The sequence below is a fragment of the Rhizobium sp. 11_C7_N12_5 genome (assembly GCF_051811145.1).
Classification (GTDB): domain Bacteria; phylum Pseudomonadota; class Alphaproteobacteria; order Rhizobiales; family Rhizobiaceae; genus Rhizobium; species Rhizobium lusitanum.
This window is the reverse complement of record NZ_JBPWPY010000001.1, coordinates 752,325-771,530: the sequence shown is the minus strand read 5'-3', so window position 1 is coordinate 771,530 and position 19,206 is coordinate 752,325. Positions and strand designations below refer to the sequence as shown.

Here is a 19,206-nt window from a genome sequence, read left to right as displayed (position 1 = left end):
GCTATGCCTTGTTCACGTCATGCTTGTCCGCTCAACTGAATACATGATTCACAACCGTCTTGGCCGACCGCTTCTGATTTGCTTTGTGCTCGCCGCCGCGCTTCCGGCCGCGGCGCAACCTGTCGCGAACGCGCCACAGGCACAGACGCCCGACACCGCGGTCGCCGAACGACCCACGCCCTATGATGAGCAACTGTCCCGGCTCGCCGAAATCCTCGGCTCGATCGATTATTTGCGCAATCTTTGCGCAGCATCGGAAGACGGATGGCGGGGAGATATGCAGCAGCTGCTTGACACCGAAACCAAGGGCGAGCCGAAAAGGAAGGAAAAATTGACCGCCGCGTTCAACCGTGGGTATAGGTCCTTTGCATCGGTTTACACGAATTGCACGCCGCAGGCCCTCGTTGCCGAGGAGCGATACCGTAACGAAGGTGCAACACTGGCGACAGAAATCACCGCCCGCTTTGGAAATTAACGATTTATTAACCCCTTTTCGCACCCAGCCGTGTCGTTTTAGGAAAAGGCTGATAAAGTTGTTAAGCAAGTGGTAAGGACATGAACGTCTCGAGGAAAGAATCAATGGAAACCAGCCTGAACGAAATCGACGACATGATCGTCCATGAAAAAATGCAGGCAGCGCTGGAATACCAGAACGAGGCTTGGGCTGACGGCATGGCTGATGGTATCGAGCCCGAGATCATCGCCGACGCCGCCATCGCGCATGCCATTCGCGAGACCATCCGCATACAGGGTGAGCAGGGCGCGGAAGCCTTGCTCGAATCGCTTCGGGAACGCATGCTCGCTGGGGAATTCTCTCCGAACCGTACCCTGCAATAGTAACCAGAGATTGTTTATGCATATGTTTCCGGGCAACGAGTGTCGCCGTTCCATTGCCTCGTTTGCAGCCGTAACCATGATTGCCGGTTCCGTTGCCTTGCCGTTGCCGGCACTAGCCTTCTCGCAGCTCAATCCACCAGCTTCCCAACCGAACGCTCCAGGCGCCTCCGCTCAGCAGAAGAACCAGAAACCTGTCGAGCAAGCACTGGAAGCGCCGTCCACTACGCTCCCGACGCCGGATCCGCTGGTCAACAAGCAAGCCGACCAGGGCAATGGCGATGCAGCAAGCGCAAACAAGTCGGTCGAGTTCCTCTTCGACATCAACAAGGCGCCGGAACCGGTGCGAAAGCTCCGTGAGGCGATCGTGGAGGCGGCAGCCTCAGGCGATCTCGAGCGCTTGCGCCCGCTGATGAATATCGGTGGCGGTCTCAAGCAGACCCAGGTCACCGCCGACAATCCCGGCGAGGATCCGATCAAGACCCTGCACGATCTTTCGGGCGATCCGGACGGCATCGAAATCCTGTCCATCCTCCTCGACATCATGTCGACCGGCTTTGCCCATGTCGGCCAGGGTACGCCGGACGAAATCTATGTCTGGCCCTACTTCGCGCAGAAAGACATCAAGACGCTCTCCACCCCGGAAAAGGTCGACCTGATGCGCATCGTCACGGCGGGCGACTACGCCGATATGCTGGAATTCGGCGGCTACAATTTCTATCGCGTCGGCATCACGCCGGACGGCAAGTGGAAATTTTTCACGTCGGGCGAATGATCTGGTCGGAGAACTTGCGGTTCCCGGTCGAAGGCCCTACCTCTGGATCATAGCCCAAATCAGCGGATCCATCATGCCAGCCGTATTCCTGAGAGACCGTTCCTTCATCCGCGTCGCCGGCGCCGAGGCGGAATCGTTCCTGCACAATCTCATCACCACCGATCTCGTCTCGCTCGGCGCCGACGAAGCGCGCCCCGGGGCGCTGCTGACGCCGCAGGGCAAGATCCTGTTCGACTTCATGATCTGGCGAGATGGCTCCGGCTTTCTGCTCGAAACAGACACGGCACAGCGCGATGGCCTTCTGAAGCGGCTCACCATGTACCGGCTGCGCGCCAAGGTCGATTTCGGCGTCGAAGATATTCAAGGCGTTACCGTCGCCTGGGCGGACAAGGCAACCGACGGCCCCAAGGATAGCCGCTTCGCCAAGGCAGGCATCACGCTGACGCGCACATCGGGCCAACATGGGGACGATGCCGAGACGCTTTATGACGCGCTGCGCATCGCCAACGGTGTTGCCGTTTCCGGCCGCGATTTCGCATTGCAGGACGCGTTTCCTCACGATGTGCTGCTGGACCTCAACGGCGGCCTGGGCTTCCGCAAGGGCTGCTATGTCGGCCAAGAGGTGGTCTCCCGCATGCAGCATCGCGGCACGGCGCGCAGGCGCGTCGTCATCGTGAGCGGCAATGCCGACCTGCCCGCCTCCGGCACGGAACTCACCGTGGGCAGCAAGCCTGTGGGCACGCTCGGTTCGACCGCAGGCAGCAAGGGTCTTGCCATCGTCCGCATCGACCGCGCGGGCGAAGCCATGGCAGCAGGAACACCCATCCGGGCCGATGATACCGACGTCTCGGTATCGCTGCCTGCTTGGTCCGGCCTCTCCTTCCCTTCCCAGGCCGACGAGGCTTCGGCATGACATCGGCCAAGACTGCGCGCGCCTGGCAGCGCATGCTATCGGGACGGAGGCTCGACCTGCTCGATCCGTCGCCGCTCGACGTCGAGATCAGCGATATCGCCCATGGGCTTGCCCGCGTTGCGCGCTGGAACGGCCAGACCTATGGCGATCATGCCTTTTCAGTGGCGCAGCACAGCCTCATCGTCGAAGCGATCTTTCGTCATCTGAACCCGGCGACGCCGGACGAATTGCTGGCGGCGCTGCTGCACGACGCACCGGAATATGTCATCGGCGATATGATCTCGCCGTTCAAGTCGGTGGTCGGCGGCGACTACAAGGCGGTCGAGAAACGGCTCGAAGCGGCGATCTATCGTCGTTTTGCCCTGCCCCCGCATTGCGCTCCGCAGCTGAAGGAAAAGATCAAGAAGGCCGATACGGTCTCGGCCTATTTCGAGGCGACACTGCTTGCCGGCTTCACGCCGGAGGAGGCGCGCAAGTTCTTCGGTCAACCCCGCGACATCACCCGCGAGATGCTGCCGATCGAACCCATGCCGGCCATCGAGGCGCAGCGGCTGTTCCTAAGGCGCTTCGAGGCGATCGAGGCCGAGCGCACGTCGATGAGGATCGGTGCGTGACGACGATCGTCGTATCGCCGCTGGCACGCATCGCCGAAATGGCCGTTCGCCATCATGCGCGCGAAATGATCAGCCTGATGGCCAAGGAGCATGCCTTTCACCGCCCGGCCGTCATCAAGGCGGAACGTCATCTGCTGCTCAACATGAACGATATCAGCTTTGCCGGCACCGGCGATCTCATCGCCCCGCAGGAGGCGCATGTTCGCGCCATCATCGATTTTGCAGCGGAATGGGATCGCGCGGCGCCCTTGCTGATCCATTGCTGGATGGGTGTATCGCGTTCGCCAGCCGCGGCGCTGATCGCGGCCCTCGCCGTTCATCCGGAAGAGGACGATCTGGCGCTCGTCCGCCGCCTGCGCTCGGCCTCCCCTTATGCGACACCAAATGCCCGGCTGATCGCAATCGGTGACGACATGCTCGGGCGCAAGGGCCGGCTGGTCGCGGCGGTCAAGGAGATCGGACGCGGCGCGGATGCCGATGGCAACGCGCCTTTCATCCTGCCATTGGCTGTGCACAGCGACATTCTATGAAAGAACGGAGACTGCGCTTGCGCAGCCTCCATCCGTATCGCAACAATCCATCCCGATGGATCAGGCCGCAGCGCTGCCCGTCTGGTCAAGATCATACTGGCCGTAGGTATTCTGATAGAGATTCATCGACGATTGCATTTCGGCAAGGAAGTTATCCAGCGCGTTATTCTTGGCAGTCGTGGCTAAGCTCGTTGCGCTGCTGCCGCTGGACGTCGGCTCCAGGGACAGCATGTCGGCGGCAGAAGCGTCCAGGGGCTTGAGAACATCGAGGCCTTCGGCGAACTGATCCTTCGACAGCGAGCCAGAGCCTTGCGTATCAATGCTCTTGAAAAGGTTCTGGGCGTCGCTTTCGCTCATGTCCTTCGGTCGCCCGGCAACGAACTCGTCCGCCGAAACCTTGCCATCCTTATTGGTGTCGAGGCTGGCAAACAGCTGGTCCATGGGCGATTGGCTGGATGAGCCGCCAGTGGACGAAGCCGTGCTCGACTGGCTGGCGCCTGTCTGCTGCATCTGCAGCAGCATGGATGCCAGATTGCCGGAGAAAACATCGGTCGCGCTCGGATCGCTGCTGCTGCCATTGTCCTCGTCGCTGAGGACGCTTGCCGACAGGAGACCGGATTGTGCCGCCTGCTGCAATTCCTGGGCGTCCACAATGCCGTCCTGGTTCTTATCAAGGGGACTGTACGAGGCAGCCGTCATGCTGCTTCCAACTGAAGAAACTCCACTCATCCAAATCTCCTAAAGCAAACGCCATCGGCGTGTTCGGTTACCCCCCGGCACACTTATTCATCTGCGGATAGAATAGGTCGATTTGGTCGCGTGATTAAAGATATGTGTTAATTGATCATTAACCTCAATTGACAGCTACCGAATCATATCGCCAATGGGCCTTGGCGCGGCGAAGACAACCTTTGCTACACACCGGCAGCATAAAGGGTCCGAATCACCCTGACCGTCTCATCTATTGAATGACAGCACATGCGAGGCGCTTGCCGGCACCACCAACCGGCTGGCTGCGGTAATCATCCGAGTCGGCATGGATCATCAGCGTCCGGCCGCGAATACCATTCTTGCCGTTCAATGACACCATGCCGTTGAACACTTGGGCGTGCAGCTTGCCGTCCTGATCGACATATTGGTTGGGCATATCGCCCGCATGCGGTCCCTTGGCGGCAAGGAAACCATGCTCGGCCTTTGTGGGATTGAAATGGCCGCCTGCGGACTCGAATCCGTGCGTGTGATCGCAGCGGCTGCTTTCATGAATGTGGAAAGCCACCCAGCGATTGGACGGCAGGCCGGACACCTCCATCTCGATCAGCACGCCCGCCTTGCCTTCGGTCAGCGTTGCCCGCCCCGCCTGCTTGCCATCGAGACCGACAAAATCGGCCGTCGCCGTTCCCTGGCTCTGCGCTGCGGCGGGCAAGGCCGCGGCGAGAGTGAGAATTGCAGCGATCATCATCCGTTTCATGGAACAGTTCTCCCTTGCGTGTCGGTATCTAACGCTTGGCGGAGACGAGTGTTCCGAGGAGGGGAAATGCGGCTGCATCAAATAGACAAGGCGGCCCGCCGGCATATCCGGCTGGCCGCCAAAACACTGCAGCGGACATCTATCAGGCGGCTATGCCGCTGACGTCGTACTGGCCATAGGTGTTGTTGTAGGCATCCATTGGCGACAGAAGGTCCACGCCAGACGCAATATTGGATTGCGGCGACGTGGCCGTGGATGCCGCATCGGCGCTCGGCAGTTGCATCAGCTTTGCGATGAGGCCACCCAATGCGCTGGCGGAGCTATCAGTATTGGCTTCGAGAATGCCTGGACGCTCGCCGGCTTCGAGCTCCGTACGACTGAGGACGCCGTCACCATTGGCATCGAGACGCGAAAGCGTGCCGCGATACGGATAGGAGCTGCTGGATATGGAAGAAACATGGGACATACAAACCTCCTGAGGTAGGAGCCGCCTCATGCGACATCGTTTGTACGCAATACATTCAGAGTTGAACTATGCAGCCTTGATAAGCTGCTTTGCTCGGCTCGTAAAGACAAATTGTTAATGAGTATTAACCATAGTTTTCAAGCAGTAAATCGTAATTGTCTAATATTTCTTCCGCATGGCTTTATCGAGACGATGGCCATAATCAACTGGAATCATAAGCAAATTTTACTGTCTGGTCTTACCGTTCTGGCCGATTGGTATATTGTGCGGCGGATTGCCTAGAGAGGACATGATGGAACTATTGCCGCTCGTCATCCTGATCGTCGGTATTTTCATACTGCGAGGATACAATCTGCGGATAAAGCGGCTGGAAACGCGCGTCCAGGAGTTGCAAAATGCGCTCGCTGGCAGGGTGCTGATGGCGGACGCAGGCGAATCAGTCCGCATGACGGAGCCGGCGATCGCCGCCGCCGCGGGACCCGCAGCAGCCATCCAGGAGCCACCGACCGAAGCGGCAATCAAAGAGCCTACCGCGGCCGGCATCGAAGAACCTGCCATCGCCGCGCGCAACATCCCCGATGCACTCACGGACGACACGATCACGGATGGTGGTCCGGATATCGCGGCGCGGGAAGCGCCGCAGCCGAGAGAGAGCCTGGAAAGCACGATCGGCGCGCGCTGGGCCGTGTGGGTCGGCGGCATCGCTCTCGCGCTTGGCGGTATCTTCATGGTCAAGTATTCGATCGAGAGCGGCCTGTTGAGCCCGGGCGTCCGGCTTGTGCTCGCGGCGATCTTCGGCTTGATCCTCGTCGCGGCAGGCGAAATCATTCGCCGACGCTCAGCGCCTGTTCTCGGCAATGCCTTCCAGAACGCGATGATCCCCGGCGTGCTGACGGCAGCCGGCGTCGTCGCGTTGTTCGGATCGACCTATGCGGCGCATGGGATCTATGGCTTCATCGGGCCGGCGACGGCCTTCGTTCTTCTGGGCCTGATCTCGCTTGCAACGCTTGCACTGTCGCTGCAGCACGGACAGGCGCTCGCCGGCCTCGGTCTGCTCGCCTCCATGGTCACCCCCGCCCTGATCGCGTCGACGGCGCCGCAGCCATGGGTCCTGTTCGGCTATCTCGTTCTGACGTGGCTTGCGACCCTGCTCGCGTCGCGGCTGCGGCGTTGGCTGATTACGCCCTCCTTTGCCAATGCGCTGCTCAGCCTTTGGCCGATGCTCTATGTCGCCTACAGCGAAGTCGTGGACTTCACGCCGGTTACGCTTTCCATGCTTGCCATGATCGGCGGCACCATTTTCATCTGGCCGGGACGCTACCTGGCTGCCACTGCCGCGAAGGCCGCAGATGGCATAGGGACAGAGATGGCGGCCGATTCGATGCAGCTAGCGAGCACCGGCGGCTGGGGCGCGTTCCTTGCCCGACCGCCGCTCGGCATGACATTGACGGCGTCGATCGGCGCCCTTGCGGTATCACTCCACCTGCTGACCTACAGTCTCCAATCTGGATATCCCATCGTCGATGCCATGTTCATGTTCGCGGCGATCGTCGCGGCAGTGGCGGCTTTCGGCGCTGGCCGCATTCATGCGGGCTGGGCGGCGATCCTGTCAGCCGTCGTCGCCGTCGTTGGCGTGTCCGGCGTTCTGACCAACTGGATTGCCGGTGTCGAGCCCAACAGCGCCGACGGTATCGTGACGATGCAGAGCATGGTGCTCTATGAAGCGCTCGGTCTCGGAGCCATCTTCGTGCTGGTCGGCGCCTTCTTTCTGAGGCGGTTCGCAGAGGGCGAGAAGCCCTTCGCCGCGCTCTGGAGCCTGATCATGGCCGCCACGCCGCTGGCGATCGCGACGATCAGCTTCATCAATTTCGGCAACTGGACGTTCGACTGGCTGCACGGCCTCTATGGCATCGGGCTGGGCATAGTCCTGATGGCGCTCGCAGAATGGCAACATCGCCGCTCGGGCGAAGGGCTGAACCTGCCGACCAACATACTCGCCGCCGGCTCCTTCGGCGCCATGGTCTTTGCCTTGCACATGTTTGCGCATGACGCCGCGCCTACCATACTGCTGCCGGTCCTCGGCATCGCTTATGTTTCGGCGGCGCGCGTGCGCGACTGGCCGGTCCTTCCCTGGACCATGGTCGCCGCGTTGATCATCACCATGGCGCGCATCGCCTGGCAGCCGACCATCGTCGATCCGTCCGAGCTCGGCACGACACCGGTCTTCAACATGCTGCTGGCGGGCTACGGCATTCCTGCCGCACTTGCCGTGTTGGCGGCTTTCACGGTCCGTCACTCTCCAAGTGTCCGGCTGCGCAACGCGCTGCAGGCATTGGCCTCCTTCCTCTTGCTGCTGACGATCGCCATCCTGGTGCGCCATGCCATGAATGGCGGTGTCCTCAATGACGCCGTGCCAACACTCGGAGAACAATCGATCTACACGCTGCTGGCGATCGGTGCTTCCGCGACGCTGATGGCCCTCGACCTCAGCGCCGCGAGCCCTGTCTTCCGCTATGGCAGCATGGCTCTCGGCACCCTCTCGGTCATCCTGATCCTGACATTGCATCTGCTGGGATTAAACCCGTTTATCACTGGCGAGAGCGCCGGTCGGATTCCGTTGTTCAATCTATTGCTGTTGGGCTATCTCCTGCCCGCCATCGCCTATGGCGGACTGGCGCTCTATGCGCGGAACCGACGCCCCCTACCCTATGTAAGCATGCTGGCCGTTGCCGGCGCGGTCATGGCCCTTGCCTGGGCGACGCTATCGGTGCGCCGGCTATGGCAGGGGGAATACATTCCTTTCTGGAACGGCTTCATCCAGGGCGAACTCTATTCCTATTCCGTCGTCTGGCTGCTGATCGGCATCGCCCTTCTCGGGCTCGGCGCCCGTTTCGAGGCACGCAGCCTGCGTATCGCCTCGGCGGCGCTGGTCTTCATTGCCGTCGTAAAGGCTTTCCTGATCGATATGGCAAACCTCGAGGGTTTCCTGCGCGCCCTGTCCTTCATCGGCCTCGGCGCTGTCCTGATCGGCATCGGCCTGTTCTACCAGAAGATCCTGACACGCAAGAAGACGACGGGGTGATTGCGGCGAATCCCTTGTCCCGGTAGGACGAGGGAACCTGGCGACAGATCATTCCGGAGCAAGTGCGATAATGGACACCAACAGGATGGCGCGGGCGTTTGCCCCCTTCGAAACGCTGGCGGCGGATCTTATCCCGCATGCCGCCGACGGCGATGACGGTTCGCATGATATTGCCCATATCCTGCGCGTCTTCAGGAACGCCATGGCTATCCAGGCCGAGGACGGCGGCAATGCCCGGATACTCGCCGCGGCCGTGTTGCTGCACGACTGCGTTGCGGTCGAGAAGAATTCGCCCCATCGCGCGCAGGCTTCGCGGCTGGCGGCCGAGAAGGCCTCGGGCATCCTGCGGCAGCTCGGATGGACGGATGCCGACATTGCGGCCACGGCGCATGCGATCACCACGCACAGTTTTTCCGCCAATCTTCCGCCGGAAACGCTCGAGGCGAAGATCCTGCAGGATGCCGACCGGCTGGACGCGATCGGCATGGTCGGCGCGGCGCGCTGCTTCTATATCGCAGGCCGCCTCGGTTCCGGCCTCTACGACCCGTTCGACCCGCTTGCAACGGAGAGACCGCTCGACGACAAGCGCTTCGCCATTGACCATTTCGAGACAAAGCTGTTCAAACTGGCGGATGGCTTCCAGACCGAGACCGGCCGCAGATTTGCAGGCGCGCGGCACGACCGGCTGAAGACGGTGCTGGCAATGTTCATCGACGAAATCTGAGGGCTACACTATGCGGGTCAGCGATCTCTTTATTTATCCGCTCAAGAGCGCGCGTGGCATCGCCATTCCATCGGCTGCCATCGACGCCTTCGGGCTGACCGGTGATCGCCGTGCCATGCTGGTCGATCCCTCCGGCCATTTCATTACCCAGCGCGAGCTGCAGGCGCTTGCGCAGATCGATATCCAGCCCGGCCCCTCCAACCTGCGCCTGAAGATGGAGGGCAAGCCCGACATCATCGTGCCGCCGCCGCACCCCGACAATCGCATGGATGTCATCGTCTGGAAATCGGCCGTCAGCGCATCGGTTGCCGATGAAGAAACCAACAAGGCCCTGTCCGACTGGCTGAAGCGCGACGTGAAGATGGTGTTCTTCGACGGGCTTGCCAAGCGCGCCGCCAATCCGGAATGGGCGGGCGACGATACGCCGGTCACCTTTTCGGATGGATACCAGATCCTCGTCACCACAACCGGCTCGCTGAAGGCGCTCAACGCCAATCTTGCTGCCCATGGCGAAGGCGCTGTGGGCATGGAGCGCTTCCGTCCGAACATCGTCATCGATTGCGACGAGGCGTGGCCGGAAGACCGCTGGGCGACGATCGAGATCGGCGGCATCCGCCTCGATCTGGTGAAGCCCTGCGCGCGCTGTATCATGACGACGCAGGATCAGAAGACCGGCTCCCGCGACGTGCCGAACCCGATGCCCGCCATGGGTCGCGTCCGCATGTCCGCCGATCGCCGCGTTCCCGGTCCCCTGTTCGGCTGGAACGTCGTGCCGCGCGGCGAAGGCTCAGTCAAGATCGGCGATGCGGTGACGGTCATCGAGGAACGGCCGGAGGGTTGGGCCTTCAAGCGGCGATAGCGCAGTTCAGCGTTTCATGGAATCGCCAAACCGCTCTATCCATTTATTTTTACGCAATTCCGGAGGGAAAACCGCTGCGCACTTTTTCTGGAATTGCTCTGGGAATCGCGCCACGGGCGCACAGCCCGCTTTTCAGTGCTTTGCGATGAGAACTGGCGAGGCCGTCGTATCATCCAACGCAACGGAATTGACCGCCTTCAGCGCCGCCTGAATGAAACCCTCGCGCGCTGCGGCGATCTGTATGCCGCGCGGCTCATAGACATGGCGATGCAGGAAGAAACCCGTCAGGCGGAAAGCGGCGGCCAGGCTTTCGCTATCCGCGGCGACGACGGCCCCGATCGTGAGGAAAGGCGGCAGGACCAGCATCTTGTCGGCCCACGGCAGACCTGCAGCACGGCAGACGGCGCGCCCGGTCTTTGGCGAAACGAACGCCAAGTCTTCGCGTATGCCGGTCGCCGCGCATTCGGTCAGATCGAGACCGAAGCCGAGATCGTTCAGCACCGCGAGCTCGAAACGCACGAAAAGCTCGCCGGCATCGGCGGGATTCTCCAGGTTTTCCAGGATGACATCGAGCGCATCGTAAAGGTGCGGGTGCGGATCCCGCTCCGGCAGCAGCCGCAACAGGGCGCCCATCGCCTGCACGCCGTAGACGGCGGTCGCCGTTTCCATCAGCCGCGCCGCTCTCAATGCAATCGGCTCCATGCGAAATTCGCCCAGATGCTCGTGCAGCCTTGCCCGCCAGGTCACTTCGACCAGATTACCGGCCTGCAGCACCGGCTGCATGGTACGAGACCGGCCTCCTCGCACCAGGCCCATATGCCGGCCGCGCGACCGCGTCATCACCTCGGCGATGACGCTGGTCTCGCCAAGACGCTTGACGCCCAAGATGATTGCGTGGTCCTGCCATTGCATTGGCTGGTCTGCCCCAAAAGAATTCGCGATTCGAGTTTAGGACAAATAGCTGCGGCTGTCACATGGCGGAAGATCTGCCGACCGCTGTCAGCCTTTCGACAAAGAGGCGCATGGACTGCTCATCGAAAGGTTTGTTCAAAAGCGGCACATGCCGCAGGTCCGGCGGGAAATCGAGCGTATCGGAATAGCCGCTGACGAAACCGAAGGCGATGCCGCGCTCGGCCAGCAGCCGGGCAAAGCCAAAGCTTGTCGACTCCCCGAGATTGACGTCCAGCATCGCAAAATCATAAGTATCGGAATGAATGGCGTTGACCGCCTGTTCCAGATTCGAGGCAATCTCCACCTGCTCGATCCCGACAAGACGCAGTATTTCCTCCGCCTCCATCGCAATAATGAGATTGTCTTCGAGAATAAGGACGCGCTGAAATGTCATATCAGCGCCATCCCTGCGTGTGTGCGCCAAGCGGCGCCCCCCGTAAATAAGTCCACATCTATCCCTCCGGCGCCAATCATCGGCCCGTATTGAATGGATGGTTTTCCCCATCCGTGCTGGCTCGGTCCCTTGTGACATGACCTCGCCTCTCAACCGCTTCGCACTTTTTGCAATGCGGCACTATGGGCTCGTCAACATGCTCCAATCGCTTCTGCTGCCGGGGTTAGTAAAAGGTGAAACTGGTCGAAAAGTGACGGTGATAGTAATCTATGCTGATACAGTTGCCGCCGACATTTAAAAAAGACATGTCGCTGACGAAATGAATTGCCTTCAAATGAAGGGCCGCTTGCCCGAATCAAGCCCGTCCCAACCGGCGATTTCGGCGAGCTTTTTCACGTCTAGAACGTTGCATCCGCGCTCCTGCCAGAGAATCAGCCCGCGTTCGGCCAGTTTTTTCAATGTCTTATTGGTATGGACAACGGAAAGGCCGAGTGTGTCGGCCACATGCTGCTGCGTGATCGGAATGACTTTGCTGCCATTGAACAGCCGAAGGGCGCTGGCGCGCTGATACAGGTAGGCGATCAGATAGGCTGCTCGCTCGATTGCCGACCGGCGTCCGATGCTCAGCAGATGCTCATCCAGTATTCGCTCTTCCCGGGCCGCAATCCAGGTCAGATCGAAGGCAAGCGGCGGATGGGAATTGTAGAGCGTCATCAATTCCGTGCGTTCAAAAACACAGAGCGATATCGGCGAAAGCGCTTCGGTGGAGTGCTGCATCTCTCCCATGATCGAGCCCTGCAAGCCAACGAGATCGCCAGGCATGACATAGTTCAGAATCTGCCGGCGGCCGTCCTCGAGCGTCTTGTAACGGAAACCCCAGCCGGACAGGATCGTGAAGAGGTGGGCGCTGTGCGCACCTTCGAGGAAAATCGTGGCGCCCGCGTCGACGAGAAGCTCGCCCTTCTTGAAACTGCTGATGAAATTCAGCTCATCGCGGTCGAATTCGCGAAAATGCGGGAGAGACCTCAACGGACATTGTTGGCATGGCGTTCGTTGCCCATGCATCGTCGCGGCCTTCGCCATGGAGCGCCTCCCTGAGTTGCATCAGCTCAAGCGGCAGGCCCGATAAGCTGTTGCAATATAAAGCACTCAGCGAAGCAAAGTTCCATCAACGCGGGAAGTCCAGCCCCATCTCCCGGAAGCGCTCGGGGTCGTCTCCCCAGTTCTCACGCACCTTCACGAAGAGGAAGAGATGCACGGGCTGCTCCAAGATCGCGGAGAGTTCCTTGCGCGATGCGGTGGAGATCGATTTGATCGCTTCACCGCCCTTGCCGAGCGCAATCTTCTTCTGACTTTCGCGCTCGACGTAGATCACCTGCTCGATACGAACAGAGCCATCCTTGCGCTCTTCCCACTTTTCCGTCTCGACATGCGAGGCGTAAGGGAGCTCCTGGTGAAGCCGCAGGAACAGCTTTTCACGGGTAATTTCGGCGGCGAGCTGACGCATCGGCAGATCCGAGATCTGATCCTCCGGATAATACCAAGGCCCTTCCGGCAGGGTCTTTGCCAGATAGTCCATAACATCGTCGCAACCGGAGCCGTTTTCGGCCGATACCATGAAGGTCTGCGTGAAGGCGATCTTCTCATTGGCAGCGGCGGCAAGCGCCAGCAGGTCCTCGCGGCGGACACGGTCGATCTTGTTGAGAACGAGGATCTTCGGCTGAAAAACCTCCTTCAGCCCTTCGAGAATGGCCTCGGCGTCGCCGCGCAATCCCCGCTCGCTGTCGATCAGCAGCATGATGAGATCGGCATCCTTGGCGCCGCCCCAGGCGGACGTCACCATGGCGCGGTCGAGACGGCGGCGCGGCTTGAAGATGCCCGGCGTATCCATGAAAACGATCTGCGCATTGTTGTGGATGGCGATGCCGCGAACGATCGCGCGCGTGGTCTGCACCTTATGGCTGACGATCGAAACCTTGGCGCCGACGAGCCGGTTGAGCAGCGTCGACTTGCCGGCATTGGTCGGGCCGATGAGGGCCACGAAACCCGAATGGGTCGGACCGGTCTGTTCAACCGCGCCGTCGTCGGCGGGCGTGTCTTGCTGATTGGTCATCTTTTCCGTCGTTTCCAGGCAGTCATTTCTCAGTCGACTGAGGCTGCCATATACCTTCGCGCTCCAAGATCCGCGTCGCCGCAACCTGTTCAGCCGCGCGTTTGGAGCGTTCTATTCCTGTCTCGGGCGCCGTTCCCGCCACTTCCACGGTCACCGTGAAGCGGGGATCATGATCCGGTCCGCTGCGATCATCAACCCTGTAGACCGGGGTGACGCCGAATTTCGCATGCGCCCATTCCTGCAATTCCGTCTTGGCGTCGCGCCTTGCGCCATCGGGCCGAACCGCGCGGCGCTCCCAATAACGCAAAATGAACTTGCGGGCTACTTCGAGGCCGCCATCCAGATAAAGCGCTGCAATCAGGCTTTCGACGACATCGGCACGCACATTGAGCATGCGCTTCCCGGTCAGCTTCTTCACGTCGGCGCCGGTGCGGATATAGAGATGCAGTTGCATTTCATCGGCGACTTCGGCGCAGGTATCGGCGCTGACCAACTGATTGAGGCGCACCGAAAGCTCGCCTTCGGTCGCCGTCCCGAACGTCTTGAACAGCAGCTCGGCGATGCACAGGCCAAGAACCCGGTCGCCGAGAAATTCCAGCCGCTCGTAGTTATCAGTCTTTTGCGTGCGGGCGCTGGCATGCGTCAGCGCCCAATCGAGGCGTTCCCTTTCGGCGAATTCGTAGCCTATCGCAGATTCAAGTTTGGCACGATCCGCCTGCGAAAGCGTCTGCACTTTCGTCATTCGACAACCTTGAAGAGGCGATCCCAACGCATGTTGGTCGGCCATTTCCAGATCTCGCGGAACGACGTATCGTGCCCAAGCGAGAAGAAGATGATGCTGGCGCGGCCGATCAGGTTCTCAGCCGGCACATAGCCGACATCGAAGCGACTGTCGTCGGAATTGTCGCGATTATCACCCATCATGAAGTAGTGCCCAGCCGGGACGACGTATTCCTGGGTATTGTCGCCGCGCGAGTTCGGCGAAAGATCCAGCGTGTCGTAGACCTTGCCCGTATCAGACAGCCGCTCGCTGTAGACGGGGATATTGTCGCCCGGCTCCTGGCTGTAATCCGACGAGAACGTGCCATGCGGCTCACGCGGCACGGCCTGGCCATTGATATAAAGAATATCGTTCTTCACCTGGATGCGGTCGCCGGGCAACCCGATGACACGCTTGATATAGTCGACATCCGGATTCGGCGGGAAGCGGAAAACCACGACGTCGCCGCGCTTCGGTTCGCTGCCGAGGATACGGCCGCTGAACACATCCGGCGAGAACGGCAGCGAATACTTCGAGTAGCCATAGGCGAACTTGTTGACGAAGATATAGTCGCCGACCAGCAGCGTCGGCATCATCGAACCGGACGGAATGGTGAATGGCTGAAATAGAACCGTGCGGATGATCATGGCCAGGACAAGCGCCTGAACGATGACCTTGATATTTTCCCACAGGGCGTTCTGCTGTTTTACGGCTTTCTCGGACACGCAGTCTTATTCCTTTTTCGCACCCCACCGGCGCAACTTCCATTCAGGCACTCTCTACCCGCTTCATATCGCGGCGGCAATGGCACCGGTGCCAAAAGCGACATCCGGTGGCGATTCAGCCGTCCATCGGCAGCGCCTCAATGATCACAAAGGCCTGAGCAAGAGGAAAATCATCCGTTATCGTCAAATGAATGGCGGCGCGATGATTTGCCGGCAGCATGGCGGCCAGCCTTTCGGCTGCCCCGCCGGTCAACTGCATCGTCGGCTTGCCGCTCGGCAGATTGACGACGCCCATGTCGCGCCAGAAGACACCCTGCGCCAGACCGGTGCCCAAAGCCTTGGAGCAGGCCTCCTTGGCGGCAAAGCGCTTGGCATAGGAGGCGGCCTTGTTCTTGCGGCGCTCGGATTTGGCCCGCTCTATGTCGGTGAAACAGCGGTCCGTGAAGCGGACGCCGAAGCGCTCTATCGTCTTTTCGACGCGGCGGATATCGATGAGATCGCTGCCTATCCCGATGATCATGAGAAGGCCCTCCAGCCGGCCGGGGCGCAGTCGGACTTCGTCAAACGCTCGACGCGTTGTCGACAAGCGCCAGGCGCTCGCGGGCACGCTCCATCAGGCGCTCCTTGCGGCGCATCTTGAAGGTCTTCACGCCATAATAGGTCAGAGCGTAGACGATCACACCCGAAACGATCGCTGGGGGAATGCCGCCGATCAGCATCGGCTTCAAAACCGGGTCCCAAATCTGCAGGAGATCGCCCTTGTGCCACAACGCCGGCAGATCGATGCTGCCACCGCCCTGACCGCCGCTGTCGCGCGCCAGGATCAGATGGCCGATTTCCCAGGTGAAGGCCCAGATGAAGGGGTAGGTAATAGGATTGCCGGCTGCCAGGCAGCCGAGGGCTGAGGCGATGACGTTGCCGCCGATCAGATAGGCGATGATGATCGCCATCACAAAGTGCACGCCGATGAACGGCGTCCAGGACACGACGATACCCGCCGCAAAACCGGCCGCAACCGAGTGCGGCGAGGCGGCAAGGCGGACGAGACGCTTGCCAAAATATTGGAACGAACGAAGGAAACCCTTGCGGGGCCAAATGTGCTCCCGCAGTTTTTCTTTCAGTGTCAGTGGTTTTCGGCGACGAAACAGCATGCGGCTTATCTAGTGCACTGGGGGCCGTCATGACAAGACCGGCCAAGCATATCACGCGCTGATTAAGAACCGAAAGTGCGGCCCTTTTTGGGAGCGTCACCTGTTCAGGGGCAGGAAAGAGAACGCTCTGACATTTTCTGGAAGCATTATCGCAAGTTGGCGACTGCTCCAAGGGCGCAACAATGGCGCGCCCCTCCTGGTCTTGAAAGTATTAACAGCTATTAACGCTGGCGGAACAGACCGCGGTCGACCTGACGCTGACGATATTCAAGGTCAAAACGGTCGTGCGAGCCGTTCAGATAAGCCATTTCGCGTTCTTCAACACTCGGAACACGCAGGGCGCGGGCGAATTTCTTGATCGGGCTAAACATTGTCTTCTCTCATCTTTGTTTCGTTTCTTCGATGACCAGAAGATAGGCTGGACGGAGGTCAATTACCACCGCTCTAAAATAGACACAGCAATGCGTTCAGTGCATACCTATCCAGAAAGCCGCTCGAATTTGGTCATAAAATGATCACAAAATATGCAGCCTGCACTGGATCGACAGCGGCGGCGGCCGATGTCACTCGTAAAGCCGCTTCACCGTCGCGATGCAATCAAGTTCCTTGAGCTGCACGAGAAGCTGGTTGAGCTGACGCAGATCCCAGACCTCGACATCCAACGCCATCTCGGTGAAATCGGCGGCAACGCGAACCGTGTTGAGGATGCGGATGTTCACGTCGATATCGGCAACGGTCTGCGCGACCTTGGCGAGCGTCCCGGGTTCATTCAGCGCGTTGATGAGGACACGGGCGGTAAAACGGGATTTGTTGGCCTCGTCCAGATCCCAGCGCACATCGATCCACCGTTCCGGCTCATCGTCGAACCGTTGCAGGATCGGCGACTGGATCGGATATATGGTGATGCCCTTGCCCTTTTCCATGATACCGACAATGCGGTCGCCGGGCACGGCGCCCGTCGGTGCGAAATGCACTTCGACATTGGCTGCCAGGCCACGGATCGGCGGCGCATCGGCGCCGTCGGCGAGATCGGCCTTGTTCTTGCCGGGGATCTTGAAGATCATCCCAGCGGCACTGTGAACATTGAACCAGCCCTCGTCGCCGGCGGGCTTGACGGTCACGCGTTCGTCCTGGTGGTCGGGATAGACGGCGCGCAGAACGTCGAGCGACGACATTTCCCCTCGCCCGACCGCAGCAATGGCATCCTCGACATCCTTCTGGCCGAGACGATGCAGGGCAGGCTTCAATGCTTCCCGCGAGAAGACCTTGCCGGCACGCTCGAAGGTACGCTCCAGAATGCGATGGCCGAGGCCGGCATATTGCTTGCGAATGGCAAGCCGGGTGGCGCGGCGAATGGCGGCGCGTGCCTTGCCGGTCACGACGATCTCTTCCCAGGCGGCCGGCGGCACCTGCACGCCGGAGCGGATGATCTCGACCTCATCGCCGTTGGTCAGCCGCGTGACCAGCGGCATGATGCGGCCGTTGATCTTGGCCCCGACCGTGGTGTCGCCGATATTCGTGTGGACGGCATAGGCAAAGTCGATCGGCGTGGCGCCGCGCGGCAAGGCAATCAGCTTGCCCTTGGGCGTGAAGCAGAAGACCTGATCCTGAAACAGCTCGAGCTTCGTATGCTCGAGGAACTCTTCCGGGCTGTCGCCCTCGGCCAGCGCCTCGATGGTATGACGCAACCAGGAGTAGGCATTGCTTTCCCGCGACAGGAGCTCGCCGTCGCCGTTGTTGCCGGTACTGGTGCTGGTGCCGTCCTTGTAGAGCGTGTGGGCGGCAATGCCGAATTCGGCGATCTCATGCATGCGCTTGGTGCGGATCTGCAGTTCGATGCGCTGACTGGAGGGGCCGACGATCGTCGTGTGCAGCGAGCGGTAGTCATTCTGCTTCGGCGTCGAGATATAGTCCTTGAAGCGGCCCGGAACGACGCGCCAGCGCGTATGCACGATGCCGAGCGCGCGGTAGCAGGACGGAATATCGTCGACGAGAAGACGGAAACCGTAAATGTCTGAAAGCTGCTCGAAGGACAGCGACTTCGACTGCATCTTGCGGAAGACCGAATAGGGCTTTTTCAGCCGGCCCTTGACCATGGCATTGGCAAGGCCGTTGGCGACCAGCAGGTCACGCAGTTCGGTCTCGATCTTCTTGACCAGGCCTTCGTTGCGCCGCGACAGCTCTTCGAGGCGCTTGGTGACGGTATCGTGCGCCTCGGGATTGATGTGGCGGAAGGACAGCTCCTCGAGCTCCTCGCGCATATCCTGCATGCCCATGCGGCCGGCAAGCGGCGCATAGATTTCCATCGTCTCTTCGGAAATGCGGGCGCGCTTTTCCGGCGACATGTGATCGAGCGTCCGCATATTGTGCAGGCGATCGGCGAGTTTCACCAGAAGCACGCGGACGTCGTCGGAAATGGCGAGCAGCAGCTTGCGCAGGTTTTCCGCCTGCTTCGCCTTCTTGGTGACGAGATCGAGCTTCTTGATCTTGGTCAGCCCTTCGACCAGACGGCCGATATCCTCGCCGAACAATTCATCGATCTCGGCGCGCGTCGCCGTCGTATCCTCGATCGTATCATGGAGGAGAGCGACCGCGATGGTCGACTCGTCCAGACGCATGTCCGTCAGAATGGCAGCAACTTCGAGAGGATGGGAAATATAGGGATCGCCGCTGGCACGTTTCTGCTGGCCATGCTTCTGCATCGCATAAACATAGGCCTTGTTTAGCAGAGCTTCGTTGGCATCGGGCTTGTATTTCTGCACGCGCTCAACAAGCTCGTATTGCCGCATCATTCCAAAGCTACTCCCGCAAAAACAAAAGCGCGCCAGTCATATGACCGGCGCACGC

22 protein-coding genes are annotated in these 19,206 nt (G+C 60.3%); 9 read left to right on the top strand and 13 right to left on the bottom strand.

Features of this window, described 5'->3' with window-relative positions; translation table 11 throughout:
* Positions 1–19: 19 nt before the first annotated feature.
* The 6 genes from AB8B29_RS03735 to AB8B29_RS03710 all read left to right on the top strand — a co-directional run bounded on the left by AB8B29_RS03735 (position 20) and on the right by AB8B29_RS03710 (position 3,666).
* Positions 20–475 carry a TIGR02301 family protein gene (locus AB8B29_RS03735; RefSeq protein WP_047552814.1) on the top strand — a complete coding sequence of 152 codons (456 nt, stop codon included), beginning with the start codon at positions 20–22 and terminating at the stop codon, positions 473–475.
* A 104-nt stretch (positions 476–579) separates the two neighbouring features.
* On the top strand, positions 580–837 hold the full coding sequence (locus tag AB8B29_RS03730) for a hypothetical protein (RefSeq protein ID WP_034507811.1): 258 nt from the start codon (positions 580–582) through the stop codon (positions 835–837).
* A 16-nt stretch (positions 838–853) separates the two neighbouring features.
* Positions 854–1,609, top strand: coding sequence for a hypothetical protein (locus AB8B29_RS03725; protein WP_113118318.1), 756 nt, complete (start codon positions 854–856; stop codon positions 1,607–1,609).
* Between the two features lie 73 nt (positions 1,610–1,682).
* Positions 1,683–2,522 (top strand): CAF17-like 4Fe-4S cluster assembly/insertion protein YgfZ, encoded by an 840-nt coding sequence (gene ygfZ, locus AB8B29_RS03720; protein ID WP_113118319.1) that lies wholly within the window; start codon positions 1,683–1,685, stop codon positions 2,520–2,522.
* Positions 2,519–3,136 (top strand): HD domain-containing protein, encoded by a 618-nt coding sequence (locus tag AB8B29_RS03715; RefSeq protein WP_113118320.1) that lies wholly within the window; start codon positions 2,519–2,521, stop codon positions 3,134–3,136. The genes ygfZ and AB8B29_RS03715 overlap by 4 nt, the downstream gene beginning before the upstream one ends.
* Complete coding sequence (locus AB8B29_RS03710) at positions 3,133–3,666, top strand: tyrosine phosphatase family protein (RefSeq protein WP_113118321.1); 534 nt, start codon at positions 3,133–3,135, stop codon at positions 3,664–3,666. The genes AB8B29_RS03715 and AB8B29_RS03710 overlap by 4 nt, the downstream gene beginning before the upstream one ends.
* Before the next feature lie 60 nt (positions 3,667–3,726).
* Here AB8B29_RS03710 and AB8B29_RS03705 read toward each other — a convergent pair whose 3' ends face one another.
* The 3 genes from AB8B29_RS03705 to AB8B29_RS03695 form a co-directional block, all read right to left on the bottom strand.
* Positions 3,727–4,365: an EF-hand domain-containing protein gene (locus AB8B29_RS03705; protein ID WP_439006155.1), complete on the bottom strand. Its 639-nt coding sequence runs from the start codon at positions 4,363–4,365 to the stop codon at positions 3,727–3,729.
* A gap of 262 nt (positions 4,366–4,627) precedes the next feature.
* Complete coding sequence (locus AB8B29_RS03700; RefSeq protein ID WP_037193888.1) at positions 4,628–5,134, bottom strand: superoxide dismutase family protein; 507 nt, start codon at positions 5,132–5,134, stop codon at positions 4,628–4,630.
* Positions 5,135–5,276: 142 nt separating this feature from the next.
* Positions 5,277–5,600, bottom strand: coding sequence for a hypothetical protein (locus AB8B29_RS03695; RefSeq protein ID WP_037193886.1), 324 nt, complete (start codon positions 5,598–5,600; stop codon positions 5,277–5,279).
* Positions 5,601–5,892: 292 nt separating this feature from the next.
* Here AB8B29_RS03695 and AB8B29_RS03690 point away from each other — a divergent pair, with 292 nt between their 5' ends.
* The 3 genes from AB8B29_RS03690 to AB8B29_RS03680 all read left to right on the top strand — a co-directional run bounded on the left by AB8B29_RS03690 (position 5,893) and on the right by AB8B29_RS03680 (position 10,265).
* Positions 5,893–8,682 (top strand): DUF2339 domain-containing protein, encoded by a 2,790-nt coding sequence (locus AB8B29_RS03690; protein ID WP_037193882.1) that lies wholly within the window; start codon positions 5,893–5,895, stop codon positions 8,680–8,682.
* A gap of 70 nt (positions 8,683–8,752) precedes the next feature.
* Complete coding sequence (locus AB8B29_RS03685; protein WP_174156934.1) at positions 8,753–9,406, top strand: HD domain-containing protein; 654 nt, start codon at positions 8,753–8,755, stop codon at positions 9,404–9,406.
* 10 nt (positions 9,407–9,416) lie between these two features.
* On the top strand, positions 9,417–10,265 hold the full coding sequence (locus AB8B29_RS03680; protein ID WP_113118323.1) for an MOSC domain-containing protein: 849 nt from the start codon (positions 9,417–9,419) through the stop codon (positions 10,263–10,265).
* Between the two features lie 132 nt (positions 10,266–10,397).
* Here the strand turns inward: AB8B29_RS03680 and recO are convergent, their stop codons facing one another.
* From recO to AB8B29_RS03630, 10 genes are all read right to left on the bottom strand, one after another.
* Complete coding sequence (gene recO / locus AB8B29_RS03675) at positions 10,398–11,177, bottom strand: DNA repair protein RecO (protein WP_113118324.1); 780 nt, start codon at positions 11,175–11,177, stop codon at positions 10,398–10,400.
* Between the two features lie 58 nt (positions 11,178–11,235).
* Entirely contained in the window at positions 11,236–11,721 is a 486-nt protein-coding gene (locus AB8B29_RS03670) for a response regulator (protein ID WP_376774225.1), read from the bottom strand.
* 219 nt (positions 11,722–11,940) lie between these two features.
* On the bottom strand, positions 11,941–12,693 hold the full coding sequence (locus AB8B29_RS03665; RefSeq protein ID WP_037193873.1) for a Crp/Fnr family transcriptional regulator: 753 nt from the start codon (positions 12,691–12,693) through the stop codon (positions 11,941–11,943).
* Positions 12,694–12,778: 85 nt separating this feature from the next.
* Positions 12,779–13,723: a GTPase Era gene (gene era / locus AB8B29_RS03660; RefSeq protein ID WP_037193870.1), complete on the bottom strand. Its 945-nt coding sequence runs from the start codon at positions 13,721–13,723 to the stop codon at positions 12,779–12,781.
* A 22-nt stretch (positions 13,724–13,745) separates the two neighbouring features.
* A complete protein-coding gene (gene rnc / locus AB8B29_RS03655) occupies positions 13,746–14,465 on the bottom strand; it encodes a ribonuclease III (protein WP_037193868.1) in 720 nt (239 codons plus the stop codon).
* Positions 14,462–15,208: a signal peptidase I gene (gene lepB / locus AB8B29_RS03650; RefSeq protein WP_037193866.1), complete on the bottom strand. Its 747-nt coding sequence runs from the start codon at positions 15,206–15,208 to the stop codon at positions 14,462–14,464. Before lepB ends, rnc begins: the two co-directional genes overlap by 4 nt.
* 115 nt (positions 15,209–15,323) lie before the next feature.
* Complete coding sequence (gene acpS / locus AB8B29_RS03645; protein ID WP_037193863.1) at positions 15,324–15,728, bottom strand: holo-ACP synthase; 405 nt, start codon at positions 15,726–15,728, stop codon at positions 15,324–15,326.
* A gap of 40 nt (positions 15,729–15,768) precedes the next feature.
* Positions 15,769–16,359: a DUF2062 domain-containing protein gene (locus AB8B29_RS03640; protein WP_037193861.1), complete on the bottom strand. Its 591-nt coding sequence runs from the start codon at positions 16,357–16,359 to the stop codon at positions 15,769–15,771.
* 221 nt (positions 16,360–16,580) lie between these two features.
* On the bottom strand, positions 16,581–16,730 hold the full coding sequence (locus AB8B29_RS03635; protein WP_080739544.1) for a DUF3563 family protein: 150 nt from the start codon (positions 16,728–16,730) through the stop codon (positions 16,581–16,583).
* Between the two features lie 192 nt (positions 16,731–16,922).
* The gene (locus AB8B29_RS03630) at positions 16,923–19,151 is read right to left on the bottom strand and encodes a RelA/SpoT family protein (protein WP_037193859.1); all 2,229 of its coding nucleotides are present in this window, start codon (positions 19,149–19,151) and stop codon (positions 16,923–16,925) included.
* Positions 19,152–19,206: the final 55 nt, after the last annotated feature.

Excerpts from the sequence above, each read along its gene's own strand:
- AB8B29_RS03735 (WP_047552814.1), top strand. The coding sequence starts at position 20 with ATGCTTGTCCGCTCAACTGAATACATGATTCACAACCGTCTTGGCCGA.
- AB8B29_RS03730 (WP_034507811.1), top strand. The coding sequence starts at position 580 with ATGGAAACCAGCCTGAACGAAATCGACGACATGATCGTCCATGAAAAA.
- AB8B29_RS03725 (WP_113118318.1), top strand. The coding sequence starts at position 854 with ATGCATATGTTTCCGGGCAACGAGTGTCGCCGTTCCATTGCCTCGTTT.
- ygfZ (WP_113118319.1), top strand. The coding sequence starts at position 1,683 with ATGCCAGCCGTATTCCTGAGAGACCGTTCCTTCATCCGCGTCGCCGGC.
- AB8B29_RS03715 (WP_113118320.1), top strand. The coding sequence starts at position 2,519 with ATGACATCGGCCAAGACTGCGCGCGCCTGGCAGCGCATGCTATCGGGA.
- AB8B29_RS03705 (WP_439006155.1), bottom strand. The coding sequence starts at position 4,365 with ATGACGGCTGCCTCGTACAGTCCCCTTGATAAGAACCAGGACGGCATT.
- AB8B29_RS03700 (WP_037193888.1), bottom strand. The coding sequence starts at position 5,134 with ATGAAACGGATGATGATCGCTGCAATTCTCACTCTCGCCGCGGCCTTG.
- AB8B29_RS03695 (WP_037193886.1), bottom strand. The coding sequence starts at position 5,600 with ATGTCCCATGTTTCTTCCATATCCAGCAGCTCCTATCCGTATCGCGGC.
- AB8B29_RS03690 (WP_037193882.1), top strand. The coding sequence starts at position 5,893 with ATGGAACTATTGCCGCTCGTCATCCTGATCGTCGGTATTTTCATACTG.
- AB8B29_RS03685 (WP_174156934.1), top strand. The coding sequence starts at position 8,753 with ATGGACACCAACAGGATGGCGCGGGCGTTTGCCCCCTTCGAAACGCTG.
- AB8B29_RS03680 (WP_113118323.1), top strand. The coding sequence starts at position 9,417 with ATGCGGGTCAGCGATCTCTTTATTTATCCGCTCAAGAGCGCGCGTGGC.
- recO (WP_113118324.1), bottom strand. The coding sequence starts at position 11,177 with ATGCAATGGCAGGACCACGCAATCATCTTGGGCGTCAAGCGTCTTGGC.
- AB8B29_RS03670 (WP_376774225.1), bottom strand. The coding sequence starts at position 11,721 with ATGGGGAAAACCATCCATTCAATACGGGCCGATGATTGGCGCCGGAGG.
- AB8B29_RS03665 (WP_037193873.1), bottom strand. The coding sequence starts at position 12,693 with ATGGCGAAGGCCGCGACGATGCATGGGCAACGAACGCCATGCCAACAA.
- era (WP_037193870.1), bottom strand. The coding sequence starts at position 13,723 with ATGACCAATCAGCAAGACACGCCCGCCGACGACGGCGCGGTTGAACAG.
- rnc (WP_037193868.1), bottom strand. The coding sequence starts at position 14,465 with ATGACGAAAGTGCAGACGCTTTCGCAGGCGGATCGTGCCAAACTTGAA.
- acpS (WP_037193863.1), bottom strand. The coding sequence starts at position 15,728 with ATGATCATCGGGATAGGCAGCGATCTCATCGATATCCGCCGCGTCGAA.
- AB8B29_RS03640 (WP_037193861.1), bottom strand. The coding sequence starts at position 16,359 with ATGCTGTTTCGTCGCCGAAAACCACTGACACTGAAAGAAAAACTGCGG.
- AB8B29_RS03635 (WP_080739544.1), bottom strand. The coding sequence starts at position 16,730 with ATGTTTAGCCCGATCAAGAAATTCGCCCGCGCCCTGCGTGTTCCGAGT.
- AB8B29_RS03630 (WP_037193859.1), bottom strand. The coding sequence starts at position 19,151 with ATGATGCGGCAATACGAGCTTGTTGAGCGCGTGCAGAAATACAAGCCC.